Consider the following 6,415-nt stretch of genomic DNA (forward strand, 5'->3'; position numbering starts at 1 on the left):
AAAACGGAAAAAGGTTTCGCAATTCATTCTTTTGCTATTTACGGGACTTCTACTGCGTGCAATCTCCCTTTCTTTCTATGAGGTAGTGCCCTGGATGCTGGCTCCTTTAATCCTATTTTATTTTATTTCGCATTTGATTCCCTTATGGTATGTACGCCAGCAATCGGATAGTTTGTTTGCACCCATCGGTGCCGAGCAACCCAATACGGATAAAAAAGAACGGTTGTATCAAAAATACCGGATTACCCCACGCGAGCAGGAAGTCATTGAACAGCTTTGTCTGGGCAAAACCAACCAACAGATCGCCGACACCTTGTTCATCAGTTTACAGACCGTGAAAGATCATACCCACCGAATCTACAATAAAGTCGGTATCAACAGCCGAATGAAATTGGTGCAGATGGTTAATAATTAGTTCTATTTTTCTTTGAACGAAAAAACGTGTTGTTAAAGCTATAATCAAGCGTAAAATGGGTTTAAAAATGTCGCCGCGGAGATGGGATTCGTTGAACTTAATTGGCCAATTAATGGTCAATTCGGCCAATTAACGGCCAATTAGATTAATGTGTATAGCATTTCTTCGTTTGACAATGGGTGTGCGTTGAAAGCCCTAGTTCAATAAAGCAGAACCCATTTTACGAGACTTTAAATTCTATTTATACTTGATTTGGTATTGTGCGATTAAAACGCCATTAGTGCAATTATTGTGCAATTCATGCTAAAACATGGAATGCCCACGCTCCTTCGATAACACTAGATTGAAATAATCCAAGATGGAATGACTTCAACTTTTTTGCGGTATTTCAGTTAGTTCGAAGGTTTGACTTTATTTTTCTTTCCTTTATTAGAATATGTCAAATAATATTCTAAATTTGTAACCATTGTATAAGGTTGAATAAGATGGTTATATGAAAGAGTATTTGTCATTATCAGAAACAGCAGACTTAATTGGAAAAAGCAAGGAAACGCTAAGAAGATGGGATAAAAACGGGATACTAACCGCTGTTCGTGAACCAGTATCCAACTATCGTGTCTATAAAAAAACAGATGTCCAAACCCTGCTGGGATCACTTTTAGAAGATATTGACGAAAACCAAGTATGTAATTTTGCGGAACCTGAAAACCATTATTCTGTTTTGGAGCTTTTTGCCGGTGCCGGTGGTTTAGCTATAGGCTTAGAAAAATCCGGTCTAAAATGTGTTGCCTTGAATGAAATTGATAAGTGGGCTTGTCAAACTCTGAGATTGAACAGACCTAATTGGAATATTTTAGAGGGCGACATAAAACACTTCGACTTTACCAAATATAAAAATCAAGTTGATATGGTTACCGGCGGTTTCCCATGTCAAGCTTTTAGCTATGCGGGTAAGAAGCTAGGGTTAAAAGATGCTCGTGGAACCCTATTTTACGAGTTCGCAAGAGTCATCCAAGAGGTCAACCCTGCTATATGTATAGGTGAAAATGTTAGGGGATTATTAAGCCATGAAAAAGGAAAAACGTTGGCGGGAATGATATCGATTCTTGATGAAATAGGCTACAATGTTGTTCCAGTCCAAATTCTAAAAGCAATAAATTATAGAGTGCCTCAAAAGAGAGAAAGGCTAATTTTAGTAGGGGTGAGGAAAGATATTGATGTTGATTATCAATATCCGAAACCCCATAGGAATATTTACAATCTTGAAGATGCTTTGAAAAAAGGTGAACTATTTAATTCTGATGTCCCAAATTCAAAGGGCGCAAAATATCCAGATTACAAGAAAAAAGTACTTGACTTGATTCCTCCCAAAGGATATTGGAGAGATTTACCTGTTGAACTCCAAAAAGAATATATGGGAGGCAGTTTTTATCTAGGTGGCGGAAAAACAGGAATGGCGAGACGAATTGGCTGGGATGAACCTTCCCTAACCTTAACCTGTAGTCCTGCGCAAAAACAAACAGAAAGATGTCATCCTGATCAAACTAGACCTTTCACTATAAGAGAATACGCAAGGATTCAGACTTTTCCTGATAATTGGCAATTTTCCGGATCTGTTGCGCAGCGATATAAACAAATTGGAAATGCAGTACCTGTTAACTTAGGACTAGAAATAGGGTATTCAGTTATCAAGTTTTTGAATACTTATTATTCACATATGAAATGATTGCCATCATCAATAATATTTGATTTTAATTTTTTCGGCAAGTACCGCTATCGTTTTTTCAACGACGCTACTTGCATCGACTTCAAGAGCGACTTCACCAATGGCATCGATAAGTTCAAAGTAGAAATCCTTTTTTCCGGTAAGACGGTACCAAAAGTCTTCTCCAATGTAAACTGGGAAATTATTTCCTATCCGACAATAATGACTACTTAGTTCAGATTCCTCCCCGTATACAACTCCAACAATCAAATCATTTATTCCAACATTTAAATTGTTGGTTCTTGCAAGGTTTATAACTCCCTGAAAATGATTAACTATTGTTGTCACATCATCATGATTAATGGTATTGGGGCCTGCCTTTAACTGACAATATTTTTTCCTTCCATCAACTTCATCAATAAACTCAATATCTATTCCATGGGTTGTAGACCCTAAACCTTGAAACAAGGAACTGATAAGGCTTTGAATCTTCATTCCGAAAGATGTAGTTATTGATGAACCAAGTATCCTAGGTAAAACAAGCGCCCTGGCAATGCTCTCTGGACTGTCGTTACCTGTCAAAAAATTCGCTAAATATTTGAAGAGGAATGGATTTACATTATATTCAGAAAGCCTACTTGCCCTATCACAAGCTCCATCAATGTGACTTTGGACAATTTCAGTTCTGAAAAACATTTTTGCATTTTCAATTATTTGCTTCCTCTGATCATTTTCCATTCAACGCGGTATTTTATAAAACTGAAATATGGTTTGTTTTGTATTTGGCCTAAACAGCATAATCCCCCGTTGCTATTCGTCTCAGTCAAAATTCTCTTGAAATCGTTATTTGTCGCCAAATTACATTTTTTTTGATGATTTTTCATCCCAAGACTTAGCGGACATTAAATTTTTCAAACGGTTTTCCGTATTTTCACCTCGGCGCTATCATCCCTTTAACAGCTACTCAAGGCATAACAACATAATTCAATAACAAATTTAAGAACGACCATAATGATAAAACCGACACTGTTTTGGATCCTCTTCGTAGCCATTTGTACCAGAAGCAGCTACGCCCAACAACCCGACATCCCAAGTAAAAAAGAACAACCCCTCTACGCACTAATCGACCAATACGCCCAAGCCCGCGAAACCAAAGACACTATACTGCTCAAACAAATTCTGACCGATGATATCGATCAATTGGTCTCCACTGGAGAATGGCGCAGGGGTTTTGAAACGGCGAAGCAAGGTATGCAACGCAGCTCTAGCGCCAATCCCGGTGGCCGGACCCTTACAGTATACCAGATTCGGTTTTTGAACCGCGAAACTGCCCTGGTCGACACGCGATATGAGATTCAGAACATCGACGGATCCCTTCGGAAAATGTGGAGTACCTTTATTGTTGTCTACCAAAACGATAGTTGGAAGATTACCGCCATCCGGAATATGCTGCCGAACCAAAGTCCGTAGCACTTAGAGCTTACTTGAAATCTGAAATTACAACAGTATTCCCTATCTTTCAGCAACCATTTAAAATCAAAGCCGATTTCCATCCAAAGAAAAAAGCATCTAAAACTATTCAAAAAAATGAAAACCAACCATTACAGTGCCTTTCTCACAGCCCTCCTCTTCACCTTCTACCTCACCGCCCAACCCAGCAAACAACTGGTCGAGGTCATCGTGAGCCCGAACCATACGGACTGGACGTACGACGTTGGCGAACAGGCCGAATTCTCGATCAATGTCCTGCGAAATCAAGTGCCGATCGAGGGCGTCAAAATAGACTACAAAATCGAGACCGATCCCGGCTATCGCGAAGTCAAGATTTGGGACGAGGGTACGCTATCTTTAAACAATAAGACTAAGGTCAAGGCTCCGAAATTTAAGGACCCCGGATTTTTGCGCTGTACGGTTACGGTTACGGTAGATGGAAAAGAATATTCATCCTATGCCACTGCCGGTTTCGCACCTTATAAGATAAAGCCGACAACTACCCTACCTTCCGATTTCGAGGCGTTTTGGGAGAAGGGAAAGGAAGAACTGGCCGAGGTGCCCATGAATCCGGTGCTGACCCTGTTGCCCGAACGCTGTACCAATAAGGTCGATGTATACCACGTGCAACTCGACAATGTGAAGGGCAAAATCTATGGTATTTTATGCACCCCGAAGAAGGCGGGGAAATATCCGGCCATCCTGCATGTGCCGGGAGCCGGTATTCGACCGTATTACGGGGAGGTCGACGAAGCGGCGGAGGGCTTTGTCTCATTTACCATCGGCATTCATGGTATTCCCGTTACGTTGGACACAGGCGTTTATGATGATTTGCAAGCCGGCGCCTTAAATAATTATCAGGTCTTTAACCTTGATGATAAAGATAATATGTACTATCGTCGCGTTTACTTGGGCTGTGTACGTGCCGTAGATTTCTTGGATAGTCTCGATAGTTTTAACGGCGAGGATATGGCCGTTACCGGAGGAAGCCAAGGCGGTGCGCTTTCCATCGTCACCGCAAGCCTCGATGACCGTATCGATTATTTAGCGGCATTTTATCCGGCGCTTTCCGATATGACCGGATTCTTGCACGGCCGTGCCGGCGGATGGCCTCAGATCTTTGTCGACGACTTTACCAACAAACCCGAAAAAATAGAGGTCTCGAAATATTATGACGTAGTCAACTTTGCGCGTTCGGTAAAAGCCGAAGGTTGGTACAGCTGGGGCTATAACGACAATGTTTGTCCGCCTGCGTCCACTTTTGCGGCCTATAATGTGATCAATGCCGAAAAAGAACTCCATATTTTTCAGGAAACCCAACATTGGACCTTCCCGGAGCAGCGGGAACTTAAAAACCTATGGTTGTTTGGGAAACTAAGGCAGTGAATTCCTTAAACTTTTTCTTTTGTCCGGGTTCAGTAGTATTACCAAATGAAAAAAGCCATTTATGCCGTAATCCTATGCGCCCTGATTGCTGGAAATAATGGTATCCTTATAAAATATTTGTCCAGTTTGAGTACCGGTGCCATCGCTTTTTTCAGGACCATGGTTCCCGTTTTATTCCTGACGCCCATACTATTCAGCAAGACCAATCCGATTTTTTCCGGAAACTATAAAAAGATGCTTTTGGCCTCGGCCATCAACGTAGTACGGATCTATCTGTATTTGGTGGCCTTTATCTTTACATCCATTGGTAATGCGGTGGTACTGTTCTATTCCTGGCCCATATTCGTGTTTATTTTTGAGACTTTTTATTTCAGGAAATCGCTCAAAAAAAATCAGGTAGCCCTATTGCTGTTGGCGTTTTCAGGTTTGATAATTACGTATTCCAATAAATCCTTCAGTTTTGAAAATAAGGATATAATCGGTATGGTGGCCGCGGTTCTGTCCGCTATTTTCTATGCCATAACCGTGTTGATGTTCAAATCTGAATCGAATAATTATTCCCAGCAACAGATTATCATCTATCAAAATCTGGTCGGTGCGTTTTTCTTTATCCCCTTTCTGTTCTTTATCCCCGACGTATCTTTAGACCAACTGGGCGTGGGTGTATTTTACGGATTTTTGATCGGTATTGTCGTCTTTAAGCTCTTCTTCAACGGCCTGAAATATTTGGAGGCCTCCACGGCTTCGTCGCTAATGTACCTTGAGGTGGTAAGTGCCATGGTATTGGGGTATTTTATTTTGGATGAGAAAGTAACTTTGAACACCTTGATCGGTGGCGCATTAATTATCGTAAGCAGTTATTTTATTACTAGGATGGACGCTAAAAAGAGGTAACTTGCTTAGAACTCGTCTTGAATTGTTAACATCATTTTTAAAACTTCCTATTAATGAATTCCAAATCTCTTACCATCCAATTTGATGAAATGCAAGAGGTGTTATATCGCCTCTTCCGCAAGTATGCCTTTACGGAGGAAAAAGCGCAACTGCTTGCCAAAGCCCATTCCGAAACCACTTTAGATGGGGTCAACTCCCACGGCATCAACCGTGTCCCCCTTTTTATCGAATATGTGGAAAATGGAGTGATCAAAGTGGATGCCGAAGCGGAAAAAATAAATGCTTTCGGAAGCATAGAACGCTGGGACGGCAACTCGGGACCGGGAATCATCAATGCCATGAGATGTACCGACCGTGCGGTTGCCTTGGCCAAGAAACACGGAATGGGATTGGTAGCCCTGCGGAACAACAACCATTGGATGCGGGGCGGCACCTACGGATGGCGCGCGGCCGATGAAGGATGCATTTCCATCCTTTTTACCAATACCCAGCCCAATATGCCACCTTGGGGCGGGAAGCATAGC

The 6,415-nt window shown here is 41.6% G+C and carries 7 protein-coding genes; 6 read left to right on the plus strand and 1 reads right to left on the minus strand.

Going from position 1 to position 6,415, the window contains the following annotated elements:
- Together ACEW8S_RS05890 and dcm are read left to right on the plus strand one after the other, a co-directional pair.
- A partial coding sequence (locus ACEW8S_RS05890; protein ID WP_373517249.1) for a response regulator transcription factor occupies window positions 1-415 on the plus strand: 415 nt, incomplete at its 5' end.
- A 493-nt stretch (window positions 416-908) separates the two neighbouring features.
- Window positions 909-2,141, plus strand: a complete 1,233-nt coding sequence (dcm, locus tag ACEW8S_RS05895) for a DNA (cytosine-5-)-methyltransferase (protein WP_373517250.1) — start codon at window positions 909-911, stop codon at window positions 2,139-2,141.
- Between the two features lie 9 nt (window positions 2,142-2,150).
- Here the strand turns inward: dcm and ACEW8S_RS05900 are convergent, their stop codons facing one another.
- On the minus strand, window positions 2,151-2,858 hold the full coding sequence (locus ACEW8S_RS05900; RefSeq protein WP_373517251.1) for a PmeII family type II restriction endonuclease: 708 nt from the start codon (window positions 2,856-2,858) through the stop codon (window positions 2,151-2,153).
- Window positions 2,859-3,131: 273 nt separating this feature from the next.
- Between ACEW8S_RS05900 and ACEW8S_RS05905 the strand changes: the two genes are divergently transcribed.
- The 4 genes from ACEW8S_RS05905 to ACEW8S_RS05920 form a co-directional block, all read left to right on the plus strand.
- Window positions 3,132-3,590 carry a DUF4440 domain-containing protein gene (locus ACEW8S_RS05905; protein WP_373517252.1) on the plus strand — a complete coding sequence of 153 codons (459 nt, stop codon included), beginning with the start codon at window positions 3,132-3,134 and terminating at the stop codon, window positions 3,588-3,590.
- 117 nt (window positions 3,591-3,707) lie between these two features.
- Window positions 3,708-4,997: an acetylxylan esterase gene (locus tag ACEW8S_RS05910; protein WP_373517253.1), complete on the plus strand. Its 1,290-nt coding sequence runs from the start codon at window positions 3,708-3,710 to the stop codon at window positions 4,995-4,997.
- Between the two features lie 45 nt (window positions 4,998-5,042).
- Window positions 5,043-5,891 carry a DMT family transporter gene (locus ACEW8S_RS05915; protein WP_373517254.1) on the plus strand — a complete coding sequence of 283 codons (849 nt, stop codon included), beginning with the start codon at window positions 5,043-5,045 and terminating at the stop codon, window positions 5,889-5,891.
- Window positions 5,892-5,944: 53 nt separating this feature from the next.
- Window positions 5,945-6,415 (plus strand): Ldh family oxidoreductase (locus ACEW8S_RS05920; RefSeq protein WP_373517255.1); only part of this gene is annotated, 471 nt, incomplete at its 3' end.

This window comes from Pricia sp., assembly GCF_041745955.1.
Classification (GTDB): Bacteria; Bacteroidota; Bacteroidia; order Flavobacteriales; family Flavobacteriaceae; genus Pricia.